This is a genomic window from Cupriavidus pampae, assembly GCF_914271485.1.
GTDB classification, from domain to species: domain Bacteria; phylum Pseudomonadota; class Gammaproteobacteria; order Burkholderiales; family Burkholderiaceae; genus Cupriavidus; species Cupriavidus pampae.
This window is the reverse complement of sequence record NZ_CAJZAG010000033.1, coordinates 1-2396: the sequence shown is the minus strand read 5'-3', so window position 1 is coordinate 2396 and position 2396 is coordinate 1. Positions and strand designations below refer to the sequence as shown.

The 2396-nt window shown below is 53.9% G+C and carries 1 protein-coding gene; it reads right to left on the bottom strand.

The features are described 5' to 3' along the window. Positions 1 to 52 precede the first annotated feature (52 nt). A complete protein-coding gene (locus tag LDO41_RS34110; protein ID WP_223995890.1) occupies positions 53 to 1489 on the bottom strand; it encodes a hypothetical protein in 1437 nt (478 codons plus the stop codon). Positions 1490 to 2396: the final 907 nt, after the last annotated feature.

The window sequence follows — 2396 nt, the reverse complement described above, 5'->3', positions numbered from 1 at the left end:
TCCACTAAACTAGGGGCGATTCGCTGGAGGAGGGCGCGATGCTTCAGCTAATCTAGTCCCCGCATTTTTGCCGGGCACCGGCATCAGTCACAAGATGGTTTATCTGCCGCTCCATAAATCTATCCATTTGAAGGATGATCGTCGGATTTCCGGTGAAATGAGCTATCTTGTGAAGAAGGAAATATTTGCGGTCCAAGCCGATATCTGTGAGCACAGCTTTAACCATTTTTCGCGCTAGGGTGGACTCCCGGGTTCGATCGACTAGCATCGTCACGGCCATGCTTATGTCCTTGCTCAGGCGTTGATTTCGCGCTTGCTCAGTATCCGTATCATGCTTTGGGCTTGCACGCTTCTTGTAGGAAATGTAGGCCAACCAGATCGTAACGGAAACCATCGAGATAATAGCGGCGCCAACCAACACCCATGGATTCGTACCTAAGACGGTGATCGCGACTAACGTTGCCGTACCACAGGCGATTCGGAGGGCGCCATAGGCAATACGACGTGCTGCGTGCGCTAGCTTACCGGTTTGTTGGGATTCGTTCCTATGTGCCTGCGATAGCAATCTTAATGCGACCTGAACGGACTCGGAAGTGTTGGTACTCGCCGCAGCATGACTTGCATATCTTGCGGCGCGTATGATACCTTCGAAGCTACCAGGCGTAAATTGCTTACGTTCGACCAGCACTGCCTTGAGGCTAGAGGCCTCTTGTGTAGATCCCGCTGCACGATCGACGTAGGCGGATACGTTCGCGATCTTGTCCAGCACTTTCTTGCTTTTCTCACCTTCGGACTTGGCCTCACGATATGATAAAACCCCCTCGACGAAATGTCCCACGCCCATGCCGAGTCCTAGCGCTGCTCCGGCAACGGATGCCGACGCTGATTGAGTGGCCAGATGCGCAATAGTACTAACGACACCCCCGGTCTGCACTACTCCATCTCGTAGAAATGTAGCCTGTTTGACTGCGAATGAACCATCAGCACTATCAAGTGTGCGGGCTTCCTCACACGCAATCATAGCGTCGTAACTTGACTTCATGTCCCTCAGCTTAGGGGCTATTAGGTCAGTGTTTGCCGAACTTTGCGCCGCATGCCTGCCATGACGACGTCGAAATGAATCGGCATATTCATACAATCTGTTCCTTTCTTCTATGTTGTTAACAACTCGTTGACGACTATCCAGCATCCGCTTCACAGCCCTGTAGAAATCCTTGATGGCGAGCGCTATCTCTGTCGCCGACATGATCGCTCCAAGCCCCGTCAAAATGTCGCCGGACAGCTCGACCTCGGTGCGTGGGAGCAACGGTGCTTTGTCGAAGAGCGCCGCCATTCTGTTCCCGAAGTCGTCGACGGTAGAGTGCCCGACACGCATCCCGGTCACGCTTGCCCAGGCGCCATAGAATCCAACGTAGAATCGTCCGCTCGAGGCAGGCGGCGGTCGTTGTGGATTCAATGACAGTCCGTTGTTTCTAACTGCCCCAACCATGAAGGTCTCCAGTATGATTTATTAACTTCACGGACTAAGCAGCCTCAGGCGTACTTTGCGCATCTCGTTACATACACGTGCTGACCTCCGCAGTAGCTATATTGGCTCGGCGCGGGATATCATGATTTGTCGCCGTTTTTTGTTTTGTCAAAAATAGTACACATTTCACACATATTTTCATTCATATTAGTATCAGCAAGGAATTTTTCTTTTGATAATTTTAAGATTTTTTAGAAAAAATGAATGTATTCCGTCGGCCTCATATGAGGTGCAATAGCTCGTAAGCTGCGGCCGAAGCGCCCATCTCATTTGGCGTGCTCCATGCCGCAGTGCCGTTGCGCCGATGGCATCTCTGTCGTCGACGGGATGCCAAAACACAAACAGTTCCGTGCCGCGCGCCACGTCGCCGTGGGCGGCGCGTGACAACAGCTCAGTCAGACCGTTCGCGTTCGCGATCTTCCCCTACGCTTAGCGCGACTGTACGGCGCCCTGCCGCCCTCGTCAGCGCACTTCACTCGGATGGCGCCCTCGGCGCGGGCGGTACCGTCTTTCGCGATAGATCGCGGCGTGAACTGTCATCTGACAGCGCGTCGGCCCGACACGCGATCCTGTAGCATAGCCGAGTCGTACGGCTCGAACGATCTATTCAGCGAGCGCCATGGATACCAAATAAGGTGGAAAACTGCGTGACGTCACCAACGTAATCCCGGTTCTTAAGCAGACGAAATTAACGGATATCAGGCCCTAAAGCTTTTGGACGCTGGACGCGACGGGTTCTTCGCCCCCGAGGCGCTGTCGCTGTAGACCTCGCGGGCAGATATCGATTTCTCCGTCGCGTCGTGGCAGCTCAAGCGCCATCGTACGTGCTCCGATCAGTTCGCCGCCGCCCGGCCCGTCGATGTGATGC